Below are 16,231 nucleotides of genomic sequence, written 5' to 3' on the forward strand. Positions count from 1 at the left end.
TTCGATAGATGTGAAAAATAGGGGAAAGTGAGTGGCTATGTAGGTAAACCAGGTCTAGAAGTAATTCCTTGTCAGTGTCAATTGGATTATGAATTTGCTGAGAAAATGCTCCTATCTTTTTCACGGGTAGTCCGAGGGGGTTCTATCAACTTTCACACTTTTTCCCCGAAAATTAACTAGGGCATTACAAACGATGGATAATCAAAAAAACAGCTATCTCCCCCCTGGGATAGCTGTTTCTGTAATATAATTATAACAGTATTTCTTGAAAAATAGCTAAAAATACTACGATTTTTTTGAAGTTATTTTCCAGGCAAATTTTTATTCGTTTCTTATCTCCAGAACTTATCATAGCCTTTCTTCTCGTCCATGTTATAGGCGATGATATTGCGGAGCAGGTCCCAGTTGACTTCTTGGTCATCCTTGATTTTGAAGAGGTTGGAGGTTGCTTCGTAGCCTGCTTCCTTGATGTCCTGGGCAAAGGTTTCCATAGTGACCGTTTCAGGTGCAATGGAAATATGAGTCTTGGCAGCAGAGAAACCAATGATAAAGGTTCCGTCCATGATAAACATGGGCTGGTTCCATTTGATTTCTGTGGTTAGACTTGGAAATTCTTGTTGGATTTGATTGAAAATGCCTTCTAGTTTATCCTTCAAGACAGGATTGTTGACCTTGTTCAAAAATTCTTGGAGCATGATGTTTCCTTTGCTTTTTTATTTCATTGTATCACAAAAGGCTGGGACAAAAGTCCTGGCCTCCTTAGTTTTTTTCAATAGTTAAACTTGACGCAGTGGTTGAGTGGGCTCTAATTAGCTGATTTTATCAGCTTTTACAGCCCTACTCAACTGTGCGGGGGTGGGACGAAAAAATCGAACCCTGCGGGTTACCGATTTTTGTCCCACTCCCTTCTTGCTTATTTCACCAAAATCGCTAAAGCTTGATAGGGTTTCAAGCTAATTTTTTTACCGAGTTTGCTGTCAGGATAGTTGCTAATTAGGACTTGACCGTGGGCATAGTCGTCTGCCAGGTCTAGTTCAACCTCTTCTGCGAAGAAATTGTTGAGGACCAACAGTTTTTCGTCATTTAGCAAGCGTTCAAAGGCATAGACTTTCTGGCTGTCCTTATAGGCTGCCTTGTAGTCCCCTTCTGAAATCAGAGGGAGTTCTTTCCGCAGGCGAATGAGTTCTTGGTAGAAGGTAAAGATTGGGCCTATTTTTTCCTGCTCAACGTTAATGGTTGGATAGGATTTGCCAGCTTTCAGCCAAGGAGTTCCTGTTGAGAAGCCTGCATTGTCAGAAGCATCCCATTGCATCGGAGTGCGGGAATTGTCGCGGGACTTGGCCTGGATAATCTTGAAGGCCTGATCAGGCGTGTGACCTTGGTCCAAAAGCATCTGATAGGCATTGATGGACTCGACATCTACGTAGTCGTCCATGCTGTCGTAGTCAGGGTCAATCATGCCGATTTCCTCGCCCATGTAGATGTAAGGCGTACCGCGTGACAGGTGGATAGAGGCTGCTAGCATGGTCGCTCCTTCCTTGCGGAAATTCTCCACATCGACAAAGCGGTTGAGGGCACGAGGCTGGTCGTGGTTGTTGTAGAAAAGAGCATTCCAGCCATTTCCGACGGACATTTCTTCCCCCCAAGTATGGAAGAGTTGTTTGAGTTCTTCAAAGTCAAAGTCCATGATGGTCCATTTTTGCCCGTCCTTATAATCCACTTTCAAGTGGTGGAAGTTGAAGGCCATGGACAATTCTTCACGCTCAGGAGCTGTGTAGAGAATGCAGTTTTCAATGGTGGTGGCAGACATTTCCCCGACGGTCATGAAGCCTTTTTCGCTACCAAAAGTGGCATTGTTCATCATCTTGAGGTAATCGTGGGTGATTGGGCGGTCGGTGTAAGCAGGCTTACCGTCATTGATTGGGCAGTCTTCGAGGACTTCGTCCTTACCAATCAGGTTAATGACATCGAAGCGGAAGCCTTTGACACCCTTGTCTTTCCAGAAGTTTACCACCTTGAACAGTTCTTCACGGACATGAGGATTTCGCCAGTTGAGGTCGGCTTGGGTCGCGTCAAAGAGGTGGAGGTAGTATTTCCCAGTATCTCCAAAAGGAGCCCAGGCATTGCCACCAAATTTAGACACCCAGTCAGTTGGCTGGTTACGCAGGATAAAGAAATCCTGGTAGTATTTGTCGCCGGCTAGGGCTTTTTGGAACCATTCGTGGTCGGTTGAGCAGTGGTTGAGGACCATGTCCAGCATGAATTCGATACCCAGCTCTTTACCGACAGTCACCATTTCTTCAAAGTCAGCCATGGTGCCAAAATCAGGATTGACAGCTGTATAATCAGAAATATCATAACCGTTGTCCCGTTGCGGACTTGGGTAGAAAGGATTGAGCCAGATCATGTCAATGCCTAATTCCTTTAGATAAGGAAGTTTTTCAATAATTCCTCGTAAATCCCCGACACCATTTCCTGTCGTGTCCTTATATGATTTGGGGTAGATTTGATAGACGACTTTGCGTTTGTCTATGGTCATAATATGTTTACCAATTCCTTTCTTAAAAATGATGTTATCAACGGCAAAGAGTTGGGGTCACCAACTCTCTACACTTATTTTGTTTTATGCTTTTGTTGCTTTCAAGATAGCTTGGCCACGTTCTACTGAACGAGGAAGCTCTCCAAGAACCTCTGTGTTGAAATCAGTTTGGTTGGTCACGATGACTGGTGTTTCCGCAATAAGACCAGCAGCCTTGATGACATCGATGTCAAAGCTGATCAATTTATCACCAGCTTTGATGGTGTCGCCTTGTTTGACATGGGCTGTGAAGCCTTTGCCTTCCAATCCAACAGTATCCATACCGATGTGCATTAGTAATTCCAGACCATTTGCAGCAGTGATACCAACTGCATGGTTGGTTGGGAAGAGGACTGATACTTCACCGTCAACAGGAGCAACTAAGAGACCTTCGCTAGGGTCAATAAGGACACCTTGTCCCATGACACCTGATGCGAATACAGGGTCAGTTGCCTGTGACAATTCTTTTGCTTGACCAGTTAGGGGGCTGATCAATTCGATAGCAGCGCCAGCTTCAACAACTACTTCAGTTGGAGCTACAACTTCTTTAACAGTTTCTTCTTTTTTTGAAAATGCACCTGTACGTTTGAAAACAGCTGTCAAAATCATTGGAACAACAATCGCAACAATCATTGTCATAAAGAATGCACCCCAGTATTCAGCCTTGATAGACAAGATACCTGGAAGACCACCGATACCGATAGAAGCAGCTTGGATGTTAAAGGTTACAGATAATAGACCAGCAATACTTGAACCAATCATAGCCGCTACGAATGGGTAAACGTATTTGACGTTGACACCAAAGAGGGCTGGTTCAGTGATACCAAGGTAGGCAGAAATGGTTGCTGGAAGCGAAATTTGTGCCTCTTTTTCATTCTTACGGTTCATGAGGAAGTAAGCAAATACTGCAGAACCTTGTGCAATGTTAGAGAGGGCAATCATTGGCCATAGACCAGTACCACCAGCATCTGCAATCAATTGGGTATCGATGGCGTTGGTCATGTGGTGAAGACCAGTGATAACGAATGGTGCATAAAGGGCACCAAATACAGCACCGAAGAGCCATTTCACAGGACCTGTTAGACCAGCCAATACAATAGTTGACATCCATTGACCGATAGTCCAACCAAGAGGACCAAGGATAGTATGAGCTAAGATAAGTGCTGGCAGAAGGGATAGGAATGGTACGAAAATCATGGATACCAATTCAGGAACAACCTTGCGCCAGAAGATTTCTAGGTAAGAAAGGGCCAAACCTGCCAAGAGGGCTGGGATAACCTGTGCTTGGTAACCGATACGAGCGATTGAGAAGAAGCCGAAGTTCCAAGACCAGTCGCTAGCGATGGTTGCAGCATCTGTACCAGGTACTGCGTAAGCGTTGAGCAATTGTGGAGAAACCAAACAGATACCGAGGACGATACCGAGGATCTGAGATGTACCCATCTTACGAGATACAGACCAAGTGATACCTACTGGTAGGTAGTGGAAGATGGCTTCACCTGGCAACCAGAGGAAGTGGTTGACACCGTTCCAGAATGGTGATACTTCAACGATAGTCTTCCCATTCAAAGCAGACCATTGTACGCCTTCCAATACGTTACGGAAACCAAGGATCAAACCGCCGACGATAAGGGCTGGGATGATAGGCGTGAAGATTTCTGCCAACATAGTCATAACGCGTTGGATGGCATTTTGGTTGCTTTTAGCTGCTGACTTGGCTGCTTCTTTCGATACACCTTCAATACCAGATACGGCTGTGAAGTCGTTGTAGAAAAGAGGTACATCGTTACCGATGATAACTTGGAACTGACCAGCATTGGTGAAGGTTCCTTTTACGGTTGGAAGGTCTTCGATGACTTTGACATTTGCTTTTTTGTCATCTGCAAGAACAAAACGCATCCGTGTCGCACAGTGAGAAACTGCTGTGACATTGTCTTTGCCGCCAATAGCGTCTAAGAGCTGTTTGGCTTCTTTTTCAAATTTTCCCATATATTTTTCCTTCTAGGCACAAGTGGGCTAGTGCCGTTCCCATATTTTTTGTCATTTAGCTTCTCTCTTGGCACTTTGCTAACTCGCTTTTCCGTACTCTATGAGGGTTACATTTTATCAGCAGTATGATTTTTAACCTTCAATAGTCGCTGCTCTGACTGTTGGAGCAGCCAGTAGCTAGTTGCTTAGTACCAAAAATAAACTAAAAGACTTTGTTTTCCGATTTATCATGTTTTAGGGGGACACAACAAATTGGATATACGAAATTTGTACGGACAAATTTCGTTTGTGCTATTATTGTATCCGATTTCAAAAAATAATGCAAGCCCTTTTACTTAAATTTTTTAAAATTTTGTTATAATAGTGATGTTGTATGATAGAAAGCAGTCAATATATGGGGTTAAAAAATGAAAAAATACCAAGAAATTTATCATGATTTAAAGGAAAAAATCCGTACAAATCTTTATCCTGCGGAAACGTCCTTACCGACCGAACAACAATTGCAGGAAATCTATGGGGTTAGTCGGGACACGGTACGCAAAGCCTTGGCTATGTTGACAGAAGGGGGGCTCATCCAAAAGGTTCAGGGACGTGGTTCCATGGTCTTGAAGCAAGAGATCTTGAATTTTCCTGTTTCTGGCTTAACCTCCTATCAGGAATTGACCAACTCTCTTCAATTGTCTAGTCAGACACAGGTTGTCAGTCTAGAACAGGTGACGATCAATAGCAGTCTGGCTAGTTTGACAGGTTTTGAACCCTATAGCAAGGTCTGGAAAGTTGTCCGTACACGTTCTATTGATGGGAAGATTTCTGTCGTGGATACGGACTATTTGGCTGAGGAGTTGGTTCCTGAGTTGACTTTTGAGATTGCGGAGAAGTCCATCTATGAATACCTAGAAGGCCAGTTGGGTTTGGATATCGCCTATGCGCAAAAGGAAATTACGGTAGAGCCTACCAGTCGGGAAGAACGCGATTTGATGCAGTGCCAGGATGATTACTTGGTTCTCATCAAGTCCCGGGTCTATCTGGGGGATACAAGACAGTTCCAATATACAGAAAGCAAGCATAAGATTGATAAATTCCGATTTGTAGATTTTGCACGCAGAAAACATTCTTTGTAGGATATGGATTAGCAAAATCATCTATTTTATTGTATAATGGTAAGCGAGGTGTTTTATGGCAAACTTAAATCGATATAAATTTACATTTGGTGAGAAGCAATTAACCTTAACGACAGAACATGATAATCTCTTCATGGAAGAAATTGAGCGTGTTGCAACCGAAAAATATCAGGCAATCAAGGAAAAGATGCCAACGGCTGACCCTGAAACCTTGGCGCTTTTATTGGCAATCAACGCCCTCTCTGTTCAATTAACCCGTGAAATCGCTTTTGAGCAGACCGAGGCGGAGTTGGCCTCTGTAAAAGAAAAAGTATTGAAGAAAAATGTCACATTAGTTGATTTGGATGAACTTGAGGAGAAGGCATGATTTCATTGGTAATTTTGCTAATTTTGGCCTGGAGCTTCTATATTGGCTACAGTCGTGGCTTGGTCTTGCAGGCTTTCTATGGTCTATCTAGTATTTTGGCCCTGGTCATTGCAACGGCTACTTACAAGAAGTGGATAGCCTTTCTCTACCTCTGGGTGCCTTTTGCCAATGCCACTCAGGGGAGTTCGACCTATTACTTTGATGAAAACTATCTATTTGATTTGGACAAGGTATTCTATGCTGGTCTTGCCTTTCTTTTGATCTATATCCTGATTTATGGATTGGCACGTTTTGTGGGGATTTTTGTCCATCTGCTAGAGGAATTTAACCCGGATACAAGAACGACCAATCTGATTAGTGGTGCCATAGCTGTTTTGGTGACCTTTCTTTCCTTGCAGATTGTTTTGGTCTTGCTATCGACCATCCCCTTGGCAGCAATTCAAGATAGGCTCCATGGAAGTTTTCTGGCCAATTTTATGATTCAGTACACACCATTTACGAGTAGTTTTTTAAAATCTCTTTGGTTGAGTAATATTGCAGGGTAAGGGGAACCTTATCCTTTTTGACTAAGTAGGAAAATATGAATAGTAAAATTATTGAAAGCCTTGAATTTCACAAGGTTATAGGAAAAATCGAGCCCTATCTCTTGACGGAGCAGGGTTTGGAAGAATTAAGGCAGTTGGAGCCTATGGTGGAAGCCCACCGTATCCAGCAGGCCTTTGATGAGTTGACTGATATGGGACAAATCTTTGTCGAAAGTCCTTACTTTAGCCTCTCAGCGACCAATGACATCAATCCAGCCATGCGCCGTTTGGAATTGGATACAGACCTGAATATCAGTGAGCTATTGGCAGTTAAGAAAGTCTTGGAAGTATCTAAGTCCCTCTTGGATTTCTATGGCAATCTTGAAAATGTCAGCCTTAGTCAGCTGGACAAGCTTTTTGAAAAAATTGAGCTTTTTCCACATTTACAAGGATCGCTCCAGTCCATCAATGATGCTGGTTTTGTAGAGGATTTTGCTTCTGAAAAACTGGCCCGTATCCGTCGGAAGATCCGTGAAGCAGAGGATCAGGTCCGTCAGGTCATGCAGGATATTTTGAAGAACAAGAGCGATATGCTGTCAGATACTATCTTGGCTAGCAGGAACGGTCGTAATGTTCTTCCTGTAAAAAATACCTATCGGAATAAGATTGCAGGGGTTGTCCACGATATTTCCGCTTCTGGCTCGACAGTTTATATTGAACCACGGGCGGTAGTGAGTTTAAATGAAGACATAAGTCACTTGCGTGCAGAAGAACGGCATGAAATTAGTCGGATCTTGCAGGAATTGTCGGATATGTTGCGACCACATAGCAGCATCATTCGTAATAATGCTTGGGTCATTGGACATTTGGATTTTGTCCGTGCCAAACATCTTTTTGCGCGTGAGTACAAGGCGGTGGTTCCTAGGCTTTCTGATAAGCAGGATATTGCCCTGCTCAATGTCCGCCATCCGCTCATTGCTAAGCCCGTACCAAATGACCTTTATTTCGGTAGCCAGTTGACGGCTATCGTGATTACAGGTCCCAACACGGGTGGTAAGACCATCATGCTCAAGACCTTGGGATTGACCCATCTGATGGCCCAGTCTGGTTTGCCTATCTTGGCTGATAAGGGCAGTCGGGTAGCTATTTTCAAGGAAATCTTTGCAGATATTGGTGACGAACAGTCCATCGAGCAGAGTTTATCGACCTTCTCCAGTCACATGACTCACACGGTACAAATTTTAGCTGAAGCAGATCAGGATTGCCTCATTCTCTTTGATGAGTTGGGGGCGGGGACCGATCCGCAGGAGGGTGCGTCTTTGGCAATGGCTATTTTGGATGACCTTCGTCTGCGGGGGATCAAGACCATGGCGACCACCCACTATCCTGAGCTCAAGGCTTACGGGATAGAAACCTCTGGTATTGAAAATGCCAGCATGGAATTTGATACCAATAGTCTGCGTCCGACCTATAAGTTTATGCAGGGTGTTCCTGGTCGCTCCAATGCCTTTGAAATTGCCCGCCGTCTTGGTCTATCTGATATCATCATCCAGTCAGCCCAGTCCTGGACCGACACCGATAGTGATGTCAATCGGATTATCGAGAAACTGGAAAACCAAACGGTTGAAAGCCGCCGTCGCCTGGATAAGATTCGTGATGTGGAGCAAGAAAACTACAAGATGAATCGAGCCCTTCGCAAACTCTATGACGAGCTCAATCGTGAGCGGGAAAATGAGCTCAACAAGGCACGTTTGGAAGCCAAGGAAATTGTAGATATGGCATTGGCAGAAAGCGAGGATATTCTCAAAAATCTCCATGCTGCAGCCAGTCTTAAGCCCCACCAGATTATTGAAGCCAAGGCCGAGCTGAAAAAGTTGGCGCCTGAAGTGGTGGATTTGTCTAAAAACAAGGTTCTGAAGAAAGCCAAAATCCAGCGTGCTGCCAAGGTGGGTGATGATATTATCGTCACAGCCTACGGTCAGCGGGGAACTCTGACCAATCAACTCAAGGACGGCCGTTGGGAAGCACAGGTGGGCTTGATTAAGATGACCTTGACCAAGGAGGAGTTTGAGCTAGTTAAGGTGGAGAAGGCAGAGCAGCCTAAGAAGCGCCAGGTTCACACGGTCAAACGGGCCAATGTACGAGGACCAAAAGCCCGCTTAGATCTCCGTGGCAAACGCTACGAAGAGGCTATGATGGAGCTGGATGAATTTATCGACCAGGCCCTTCTCAACAATCTGGCACAAGTCGATATTGTTCATGGTATCGGTACAGGGGTCATCCGAGAAGGGGTGACCAAGTACCTCCGTCGCAACAAGCAGGTCAAGGAGTTCGGCTACGCCCCACAAAATGCAGGTGGCTCTGGCTGTACCATTGTGACTTTTAAGTAAGGAGGTATGAGTAACATTATGATTATCAGAAACTATCAAACTAGTGATGAAAAAGGCTGGGTTTACTGTAAGGCACTCAGCTACCTCTTCTCTCCATTCTTTGATGATAGAGAAACAGAGAAGCCCGAACGAATGACAGACGTTTATGACTACCGTGTGGAATGGGTGGCTGAAGTAGATGGACAAATTGTTGGCCTGATCGACATCGATATTTACACGGAAGAGTGCAGCCAGTCTTATATTTACGCACCGAGTAAGCGAACAGCTTATTTTACTAACCTTGCTGTTCATCCTAACTTTCAAGGGCAGGGTATTGCCCAGGCGCTTTTTGAAAAAGCAGAGCAGGAATTGCGTGAACAGGCTGTCGAGAAACTAGCCATCTTTACCAGAGAGGGAGATGTAGCCAATCATTTGTATCAAAAATGGGGTGGACAGCTAGTTTGCTCGGACTATCTTGTCATCGGTACACCTAAAGACACACCTTATGTCCGTTTCGGTGTTGATCTTCCCAATGCTAAATTGGCCTTTACAGATGAAACAGGTCAGTCAGCAGCCTACTATCTCCGCGAAGGTGTCTATGTCGTGACAGACCAAGCAGATTTAGAATTGTTTGACATCGAAGATGTCTATCAAGAATTGACCTATGTGGTGGATTTGACGGAAAAAAGTTGAAAAGGTTCAACTTTTTTCTTTTGGCAATGAACCTGGCAAGTCAAGGGGATTATTAGTCCCTTCTCGTATCCTTACGGTCTAGTTTCACTTGAACAATCTGCTTTTCAAATTAAGATTTCTAAAGTATGTCTATTCAATTTCTCTTCCGTAGCACCTACTCCGTCACCTTGTCTCGTTACTACAACTGGACTTTATAAGCAAAACAGTCTCCCAGTTCCCCCTTGTCACCCTGCGGTCTAGTTTAGAATGACCAACATGCTTTCAAATCACAATTGTTTAAGCATGTTTATCTCATTTCTCTTCCGTAGCAAAAATTCGCATTCTCTCTTCATTTGGTGTAAAATGATAGTACCAAAATCAGAAATGGAGAAAATCATGGTTCAAGTTATTACAGATGCAAACTTTGAAGTTGAAACACAAGAAGGCGTAGTCCTTGTAGATTTTTGGGCACCTTGGTGTGGTCCATGCCGCATGCAGGCACCAATCTTGGAACAATTAGCAGGCGAAGTGGATGAAGATGAATTACGCATCTACAAGATGGATGTGGATGAAAATCCAAACACAGCTCGTCAATTCGGTATTATGTCAATCCCAACCCTTTTGTTCAAAAAAGATGGACAGGTTGTGAAACAAGTTGCTGGTGTTCACACCAAAGACCAAATCAAAGCAATCTTGGCAGAGATTGGTTAATCAAAAGGAGTGGGACAAAAATCCTGGACTCCTTAGTTTTTTTCAATCGTTAAACTTGACGCAGTGGTTGAGTGGGCTCTAATTAGCTGATTTTATCAGCTTTTACAGCCCTACTCAACTGTGCGGGAGTGGGACGACAAAATCGAACCCTGCGGGTTACCGATTATTGTCCCACTCCCTTTTCTGCATAGAAAGGAAATAGTTATGAAAGAAATTTACCTAGCAGGCGGTTGTTTCTGGGGAATGGAAGGCTATTTTTCCCAGATTGATGGTATTCTTGACACCAGCGTTGGCTATGCCAATGGACAGGTGGAGACGACCAATTATCAACTCCTCAAACAAACAGACCACGCAGAGACGCTCTATCTAGCCTATGATGAGACTCATATTAATTTGCGGGAAATTCTCCTCTACTATTTCCGCGTCATTGATCCCTTCTCTGTCAATCAGCAGGGGCCTGACAAGGGCCGTCAGTATCGGACTGGTATCTATTACACCGATGAGGCTGATTTGCCGACCATCGAGCAGGTCATGACGGAGCAGTCCCAGCTCTTTGGCGGACGCCCACTAGCCGTTGAGGTGGAGCCACTCGCGCATTACATCCTTGCCGAAGACTACCATCAGGATTATCTCAAGAAAAATCCCCAAGGGTACTGCCATATCGATCTTGGGCAGGCAAAAATCCCTCTGATTGATGTTGCAGACTACCAAAAGCCAGACCAACAAGTCTTAAAAGACAGCTTGACTGAACTCCAGTACCAAGTCACTCAAGAAGCTGCGACGGAAAGACCCTTCGAAAATGAGTTTTGGAATAGCGACCAAGCTGGCATTTACGTCGATATTACGACTGGTGAGCCCCTCTTTCTCTCAACAGACAAATTCGATTCAGGCTGCGGCTGGCCCTCCTTTACCAAACCAATCAGCAAGGAAGTCGCGACTTATTTCCAAGATCTTTCCCACGGCATGAATCGTATCGAAGTCCGCAGTCGGGCTGGTCATGCTCATCTGGGTCATGTCTTTGATGACGGACCGCGTGACAAGGGTGGATTACGTTACTGTATCAACTCCGCCGCCCTCTGCTTCATCCCCAGAGAAGAAATGGAAGAAGCAGGATATGGACTGTTCTTGGAGTTGTTGCAATAATTTTTTGAAAACTTGCTTGATTTTTCCTGAAAAATAGTCTAGAATAGAGCAAGATAAAACTGAATAACCGGTTGATAGTGGGCAGAAAGGCGACTGACTGTCCAAAGGACGGAACTCTGGAGAGACCATTTTGGCACCGAAGGGGCAAGGTAGTCCTGCTTGGAAAAGTAGAGCTACTGAAACTCTCAGGTAAAAGGACAGAGCGTTGAAAATAGGCTTTTTCTGTATTTTCACGTTGATTCTAGAGGTTGAAGTATTCAGCCTCTTTTTGTTTTTTCCGGCAGCTTTATCGGATTAAGAATTATGCTTAGGAGGAAGCTATGTTAGAATTGATGCAGCACATCAATGATTTTGTTTGGGGTCCGCCCCTCTTGTTACTCTTGGTCGGAACAGGTGTCTATTTTACCCTTCGTTTGGGAATGTTTCAGGTCAGCAAGTTGCCGACGGCCTTTCGTTTGATTTTCTCCAGTGACCAGTCTGGTCAGGGAGATGTGTCCAGTTTTGCGGCTCTGTGTACGGCCCTTGCGGCAACGGTTGGTACGGGAAATATCGTTGGGGTGGCGACTGCCATTACGACAGGTGGACCTGGTGCCCTTTTCTGGATGTGGGTGGCGGCCTTCTTCGGGATGGCAACCAAGTATGCGGAAGGTTTTTTAGCTATCAAATATAGAACTAAGGATGCCAACGGTCAAGCGGCAGGTGGTCCTATGCACTATATCACCTTGGGGATGGGACAAAAGTGGAAGCCCTTGGCAGTTTTCTTTGCTATTTCAGGTGTTTTAGTGGCTCTCTTGGGGATGGGAACCTTTTCTCAGGTTAATTCCATTGCCTCATCTATGTCTGCTAGCTTTGGCTTGGCTCCCCAGTTGGTCAGCATTGTAACTGCCATTTCCATCGCCTTCTTTATCTTTGGGGGAATTGAGAAGATTTCGGATATTTCGACAAAAATTGTTCCTTTCATGGCGATTTTGTATATCTTAGCAAGTGTGGCTGTTTTGGCCCTGCATTGGGAACAACTCTTGCCAACCCTTGCCTTAGTGTTCAAATCTGCCTTTACTCCAGCTGCAGCTGTGGGTGGTTTTGCAGGTGCGACCGTGCAACAAGCCATTCAGCGTGGGATTGCGCGTGGGGTGTTCTCCAATGAATCTGGTTTGGGATCCGCTCCAATTGCGGCTGCGGCTGCCAAGTCTGATAATCCAGTGGAGCAGGGATTGATTTCTATGACAGGTACCTTTATTGATACCCTTATCATCTGTACCTTGACAGGTTTGACCATTTTGGTGACTGGTCAGTGGTCTGTTGAAGGTTTGGCAGGGGCTCCGCTGACCCAGGCAGCCTTTGCTTCTGTCTTTGGACAGCCAGGGGCTTTGGCTCTAACCATCAGTCTGGTTCTCTTTGCCTATACGACCATTCTGGGTTGGTCTTACTATGGGGAACGCTGTATCGAATTCCTCTTTGGCACCAAGTCGATCTTGCCTTACCGTCTGGTTTTTGTAGCTATGGTTGCCTTGGGTGGTTTTCTCAAGCTGGATTTGATTTGGACCATCGCAGATATTGTGAATGGGCTTATGGCTCTACCAAACTTGATTGCCTTGCTGGCTCTCTCACCAGTCATTATCAAGGAGACACGCCAGTATTTTGCCAAGAAGAAATAAAAAAATAAGTGCAAAGGTTAATCCTCTGCACTTTTTTGTTCTATAAAAACTTTCTTTTTGGAATGGAAAGTTGTTATTTATTTTAGAAATATTTTCTATAGAAAAGGAAAGGAAATTACAGCTAGATTTTGATACTATAGTGCAAAATAATATAACAAATTAAAGAGGTATAATATGAAGAAGACAAGTAAATATGTTTTACTGTTATCCGCAGGCTTATTGTTGGCTCCGATTGCTTTAAATCCTATTGTAGATGTACCGACTGTATATGCAACTGAAACAGTTGCGAGTAAGGAAATTATGATTGCTGGTGGTTATTATGGTCAAGGTGTTGCCATTGATCCTTTTACTATGACGGTCAAAGTAGGAGATGTTATTTCCATAGATGATTTAAAGGCTAAGTATAATATTACTGCTGCTACCCAGTCATTTGAAATGGTTGATTGGGAAGGTGCTCCGACAAAAACGTGGAATTCAGAAACAACTAGTATCGTAATAACCGAAGAGCTGTTAGGCTATGACAATCTCAGAATTACGTTTGAATCCCTCATGTCTAATGTGCAACATGAGCATCATGCTTCTTTCCTCAACCTGGTTGATGGCTCACATATTAAACCGACTGAGCTTAATCCAAAGGATTGGAATGGGGCACCTCATATTCCTGGATATATTCACGTAGCCTTGTATGGCGAAGGGGCGATGGGAACAAGCGTCAGCATCTGTTATTATGTACCTGAGGGAACTGATTTGGCTACTGTACGTAGGCTTATTGATGAAAAAAGGTTGGGGAATTTTGTTGTTAAGAATCTAGATAGCCTATTCCCATCAGAAGTGACGCCTGCAGGAAATGAGGGTGGTCAATCAAGCAAGGCTGAAAATACAAGTACCGCAGAAACACCGATATCTGACGTGGGGTCAAAGGCTCTCTTTACAGCTACAGATTTCCCAGGTCATAGTGAGGAGCAGGTTTTTGCAGCTCAGGTGGCTTATACTATCCATAAGACAGGTGGAGAGGCAATGAAACCACTTTTTGCGAGTGGTGTGAAAACGATCTTCCATTCAAAAGAGGCTGGCAGTCAGGCAACGGATTTAACACCAAATGTTCTCTTGCCTAGAAAGACTTACTACATTATGACAGGTCTTGAAGGAATCAGTACTTATACCAAGGTTATTACCTATTCGGATAATGGTGATGGAACTGTAACGGTTTATTCTATTCCTGATAGATTGGAGCGCTTGGGATCGACTCAGGAAAAGTATGAAGAAAAGATGAATGTATTATTCAAAGAAGGTCGGGTTATTACCGTCCTAAAACCGAGCATGGAAGAAGTGTCACTTCGTCTGAAAACCATGGTCAAGGAGGATATCTTTGCTTCAACCAGCCTTGCGAACATTGAAAGTAAGCCGAGCAATCCGACAAGTACTAGTCATAATGAAAGCCAGCCTGGTCAGACGCCGTCAGGAACAGCTTCTTCCGATGTAGATACCAGAGGAACAGCTACTTCAAGCCAATCAACCACAGGTACAACTGGTTCAAAACAATCCATCAAAGGAACAACTGCTCAAGGAAAATCTACTGCAGAAACAACGGCTGCTGATAAGACCGCAGTTAAAAAAGCAGATAAGAAGAACTTGCCGAAGACAGGCCAAGTGGGCTCATGGTTAGCCATCGCAGGTCTAGCATTGTTACCAACAGCAGCATACTTCCTTAAGAAACAAAAGAAAAATCAAGGATGATAGCTTTCTAAAAAAACATAAGGAAATGAGGGGTGCAATCTGACTTTGTCAAGTGATAACTGTTAGCAAATTAGACTTACCTCTTATCAAATAAATAAAATAAATAAGTGCAAAGGTTAATCCTCTGCACTTTTTTGCTGGCTTTGTGGTAGGAAATCCTGCCAAAATTCGTTCCAAGGTTTGACAATGTAGGCATAGCCTGAAGACGGGAAGGTCCAGTCGATATTTTCAAAGTAGGCCATGGTGGCATTGGGTTCGATGCGGTCGATGTTGGAAATCTGTTTGTTGAAACTACCGAAGTTTTTCAAAGTCAAGCAGAGTTTGCGCTTTTCATTGGTACGGATACGGACGGTGACCTTGAAACGTTTGGCCGGAGAATGCAGGCGAAAACTGCCGAAACGGATAGGAAAGCTGGCAAAGTACTTGGTCTGCAAGTCGATCTGGTAGAGGTCAGAAGTTGGAAGATTCTCCACTAACAAGCTACGTTTATAGGGGAAGCGATGTTTTTCAGTATCCAAGTCTTCATCCAAAACCTGCACCCTGTCGGAATAGTCAATCTGGTTAATCTTTAGGCTGATAAAGTGATTGTTGCTACGTAGGGTGGGAGTGGAGTAGAAGGTGTTTAGGAGAAACTTATCTTTATGAGGGTGGACAGGATTGGGGTAGTGGGAGGTAAATAGCCTCTTGACCAGAACCTTAAATTCTTTTTTCTTCATATCGGGATGGATAACAATGTCCCGTTCGTAAGATAGGTAGTAGCGTCCTTGCTGGATGGCTTCCTCTAAGTCTTGGTTGAAGTGGAGACTGTCCACGAGGGAGCTTTTTTCTTGTTGGCAGCTAGGAATATTGGAGATATGGATAAGAGAAAAGAGAATGGTTGTTGCGATATAGTGGGTGTATTTTTCTTGGGAATAAAAAGAGTTCAATCTTTTTTCCTGTTCCAAAAATGTTTGTTTTTCAGAGTTTAAAACATCTGTTTGCTCACTAGCCATTTCGTGTAACTTTTTAGCAACACCAACAGTCGATGTTTCTGGATATTGCAACAATCGTTGCGCAAACTTTTCTACGACTTGAGAAAAATCTTGCTGTGCTAGATAGTTCTTTAATTTATGCGGGATATTTTTTCTTCCGTTAAAATATTTGGAACAATCCGAAATACTGACATAAAATTCCTCATCTTCCTTACCAGGTATTTCTAGAAATTGAAAGATACTGTTGACAATAGCTTCTTGCTTAACCCAGCCGACATTTTTCTTCTTTCTCTTATTGACGGCTAGGATAACCTGTAAAATTTCGCTAAAGGATAAAAAAATCATGGTTCATTCTTCCTCTTTGAAAGCGTATTATATTTTCATTTTATCAAAA

The 16,231-nt window shown here is 43.8% G+C and carries 13 protein-coding genes and 1 riboswitch; of the genes, 9 read left to right on the top strand and 4 right to left on the bottom strand.

The annotated features are described in order from the left end of the window. Positions 1–332: 332 nt before the first annotated feature. The 3 genes from C1G49_RS02560 to treP all read right to left on the bottom strand — a co-directional run bounded on the left by C1G49_RS02560 (position 333) and on the right by treP (position 4,567). Positions 333–695 (bottom strand): iron chaperone, encoded by a 363-nt coding sequence (locus tag C1G49_RS02560; protein ID WP_105124486.1) that lies wholly within the window; start codon positions 693–695, stop codon positions 333–335. A 218-nt stretch (positions 696–913) separates the two neighbouring features. Continuing rightward, the gene (gene treC, locus C1G49_RS02565) at positions 914–2,539 is read right to left on the bottom strand and encodes an alpha,alpha-phosphotrehalase (protein WP_105124487.1); all 1,626 of its coding nucleotides are present in this window, start codon (positions 2,537–2,539) and stop codon (positions 914–916) included. A gap of 84 nt (positions 2,540–2,623) precedes the next feature. Next, entirely contained in the window at positions 2,624–4,567 is a 1,944-nt protein-coding gene (treP, locus tag C1G49_RS02570) for a PTS system trehalose-specific EIIBC component (RefSeq protein ID WP_105124488.1), read from the bottom strand. 407 nt (positions 4,568–4,974) lie between these two features. Here treP and treR point away from each other — a divergent pair, with 407 nt between their 5' ends. The 9 genes from treR to C1G49_RS02615 all read left to right on the top strand — a co-directional run bounded on the left by treR (position 4,975) and on the right by C1G49_RS02615 (position 14,866). Further along, positions 4,975–5,688: a trehalose operon repressor gene (gene treR, locus C1G49_RS02575; protein WP_105124489.1), complete on the top strand. Its 714-nt coding sequence runs from the start codon at positions 4,975–4,977 to the stop codon at positions 5,686–5,688. Positions 5,689–5,743: 55 nt separating this feature from the next. Continuing rightward, the gene (locus tag C1G49_RS02580) at positions 5,744–6,055 is read left to right on the top strand and encodes a hypothetical protein (protein WP_105117655.1); all 312 of its coding nucleotides are present in this window, start codon (positions 5,744–5,746) and stop codon (positions 6,053–6,055) included. Then, entirely contained in the window at positions 6,052–6,600 is a 549-nt protein-coding gene (locus C1G49_RS02585) for a CvpA family protein (RefSeq protein WP_105124490.1), read from the top strand. Before C1G49_RS02580 ends, C1G49_RS02585 begins: the two co-directional genes overlap by 4 nt. 35 nt (positions 6,601–6,635) lie before the next feature. Further along, positions 6,636–8,969: an endonuclease MutS2 gene (locus tag C1G49_RS02590; RefSeq protein ID WP_105124491.1), complete on the top strand. Its 2,334-nt coding sequence runs from the start codon at positions 6,636–6,638 to the stop codon at positions 8,967–8,969. An 18-nt stretch (positions 8,970–8,987) separates the two neighbouring features. Beyond that, positions 8,988–9,641: a GNAT family N-acetyltransferase gene (locus C1G49_RS02595; RefSeq protein ID WP_105124492.1), complete on the top strand. Its 654-nt coding sequence runs from the start codon at positions 8,988–8,990 to the stop codon at positions 9,639–9,641. Between the two features lie 375 nt (positions 9,642–10,016). Then, a complete protein-coding gene (gene trxA / locus C1G49_RS02600) occupies positions 10,017–10,331 on the top strand; it encodes a thioredoxin (RefSeq protein WP_002941035.1) in 315 nt (104 codons plus the stop codon). A gap of 204 nt (positions 10,332–10,535) precedes the next feature. Next, positions 10,536–11,474 carry a peptide-methionine (R)-S-oxide reductase MsrB gene (gene msrB / locus C1G49_RS02605; protein ID WP_105124547.1) on the top strand — a complete coding sequence of 313 codons (939 nt, stop codon included), beginning with the start codon at positions 10,536–10,538 and terminating at the stop codon, positions 11,472–11,474. A 106-nt stretch (positions 11,475–11,580) separates the two neighbouring features. Next, positions 11,581–11,685: riboswitch (glycine riboswitch) on the top strand. Positions 11,686–11,794: 109 nt separating this feature from the next. Further along, positions 11,795–13,129 carry an alanine/glycine:cation symporter family protein gene (locus C1G49_RS02610; protein WP_105124493.1) on the top strand — a complete coding sequence of 445 codons (1,335 nt, stop codon included), beginning with the start codon at positions 11,795–11,797 and terminating at the stop codon, positions 13,127–13,129. 174 nt (positions 13,130–13,303) lie between these two features. Next, on the top strand, positions 13,304–14,866 hold the full coding sequence (locus C1G49_RS02615) for an LPXTG cell wall anchor domain-containing protein (RefSeq protein WP_105124494.1): 1,563 nt from the start codon (positions 13,304–13,306) through the stop codon (positions 14,864–14,866). Positions 14,867–14,982: 116 nt separating this feature from the next. Here the strand turns inward: C1G49_RS02615 and C1G49_RS02620 are convergent, their stop codons facing one another. Continuing rightward, positions 14,983–16,182 carry a hypothetical protein gene (locus tag C1G49_RS02620; protein ID WP_105124495.1) on the bottom strand — a complete coding sequence of 400 codons (1,200 nt, stop codon included), beginning with the start codon at positions 16,180–16,182 and terminating at the stop codon, positions 14,983–14,985. Positions 16,183–16,231 lie beyond the last annotated feature (49 nt).

Origin of the sequence: Streptococcus suis, from assembly GCF_002960625.1 — a bacterium.
GTDB classification, from domain to species: domain Bacteria; phylum Bacillota; class Bacilli; order Lactobacillales; family Streptococcaceae; genus Streptococcus; species Streptococcus suis_T.